Source organism: Saccharomonospora iraqiensis subsp. iraqiensis (assembly GCF_000430445.1).
Lineage (GTDB): Bacteria > Actinomycetota > Actinomycetes > Mycobacteriales > Pseudonocardiaceae > Saccharomonospora > Saccharomonospora iraqiensis.
On sequence record NZ_KE387092.1, the window covers coordinates 80,763 to 82,554 of the forward strand.

Below are 1,792 nucleotides of genomic sequence, written 5' to 3' on the forward strand. Positions count from 1 at the left end.
CGCCGCCGGATCCCGTGGCGGCGTCCCGGTCCGTGCCGCGGGTTCCGGGGAGACACGGCGGGCGGGCCACCGGTCGGCTCCCGTTCGGTCCGGGTGTTGACGAATCGCTCACTCACCGTTCACCGGATGCCGGTTGTCGACAGCCGGTTCCGGTGACCCCCTGTCGTGTTCTTGAGTGAGATGTGACACCGCGACGAGGCGGTCGGATCGTCGAGTAGGAGGCATGAGCGAGCGATGTTGGACACCGAACGGCCGGAGACCTGGCGCGGCGCCTTCCGCATCGAACTGCGCGCCGAGGCCATCGGCCTGGCCGGGCGCGGCTGGCCGGTGCTGCCCGGGACCTACCCGGGGCACGCCGAGGGGGAGGAGTCCGACTGGACCCGGCCCACTCCCGCGCACGCCGACTGGCGCGAACGGCTCGGTGCGCACCCGCGGCAGGTCGCCGCGTGGTGGACCGGACGCCCCTACAGTCTGCTCGTCGCCACCGGCACGGTGGTGGACGCGGTCGAGGTCGACCACCGGATCGGGCGGCGTGCGGCGGGTCTGCTCCGGGCGACGGGACATCCCGCGCCGATCGTGGCGACCCCGGACGGGCGATGGCTGTTCCTCACCACGGTCGCGGACGACGTCCCCGCCGAGCTCGCCGGACACCCTGGCGTCGAGCGGCACGGTGCGGGCAGCTGGGTCCCGCTGCCGCCGACACCGTTCCGGCACGGGGTGGTGCACTGGCGGGTGAAGCCGGACATCTGGGGATGGCGCCTCCCGCACGCCGCCACCGTGCACGACGTGCTCGTCCGTGCGCTGCCCGGCGCAGATCCCGACTCCGCACCGACGGGCACGCGGGGGCCTCGCGCCGACCGGCCGACGGTGCCGTCGCGAGTGGGCACTCAGGACGCGGTGACCGCGGGCTCCCCGGCCTGAGCGGGTCCGCCGTCGGCACCGTCGGTCGCCGTGCCGGTCGCCGTGTCGGTCGCTGTGTCGGTCGCGTTGTCGAGCGCGGAGAGCACGGTGTCCAGCACCGCGACGGCCGCGGCCTTGTCCAGCGGCTCGTTGCCGTTGCCGCACTTGGGTGACTGGACGCAGGACGGGCATCCCGCCGGGCACTCGCAGGCGACGACGGCCTCCCGCGTCGCGGCCAACCAGGCCCCGAGCGCGTCGAAACCGCGGTCGGCGAACCCCGCGCCCCCGGGATGGCCGTCGTGGACGAACACGGTCGGCTTTCCGGTGTCGGCGTGGACCGCGGTGGACACGCCGCCGATGTCGGCCCGGTCGCAACTCGCGAACAGCGGAAGCAGGCCGATCGCCGCGTGCTCGGCCGCATGCAGGGCGCCGGGGACGCGCGCCGGTTCCAGTCCGGCGCCCTCCGGCGCCCTGCCCGGTCCCGGACACAGCAGGTCCTCGTCCACCGTGTACCAGACCGCGCGGGTCCGGAGTTCCTGCTCGGGCAGGTCGAGCGGGACGTGGTCGAGCACCTCGCCCGAGGGCAGGCGGCGCAGGTAACCGACCACGCGGGAACTGACGGCGACCTCGCCCAGATGCACCGTCACACCGCCGTGGTCGACACTGCGCTCGGTGCGCAGCACGGTGATGTCGATGACCTCGCGGGCGGAGGTGTTCCACTCGGGATCCTCGGCGTGCACCAGGGCCAGTCCCTGATCGAGGTCGAGCTCGTCGACCACGTAGGACGCACCCCGGTGCAGGTAGACCGCACCCGGGTGGACGGTGCCGCACGCCGCCGCCGCGTCGACCGTGCCGAGCAGGCGGGAGGTGTCGGACTCGACGACGGCGACCT

At 74.2% G+C, this 1,792-nt stretch carries 2 protein-coding genes; one reads left to right on the forward strand and one right to left on the reverse strand.

The genetic code is table 11. The annotated features are described in order from the left end of the window. The first annotated feature begins 234 nt into the window (after positions 1-234). A complete protein-coding gene (locus ACTIR_RS0113310) occupies positions 235-921 on the forward strand; it encodes a bifunctional DNA primase/polymerase (RefSeq protein WP_026454657.1) in 687 nt (228 codons plus the stop codon). On the opposite strand, the gene ACTIR_RS0113315 is transcribed toward ACTIR_RS0113310, so the two are convergent. Then, positions 888-1,792, reverse strand: a 905-nt coding sequence (locus ACTIR_RS0113315; protein ID WP_026454658.1) for a Zn-binding domain-containing protein, incomplete at its 5' end; no start/stop codon positions are given. The two genes, ACTIR_RS0113310 and ACTIR_RS0113315, sit on opposite strands and share 34 nt — an antisense overlap.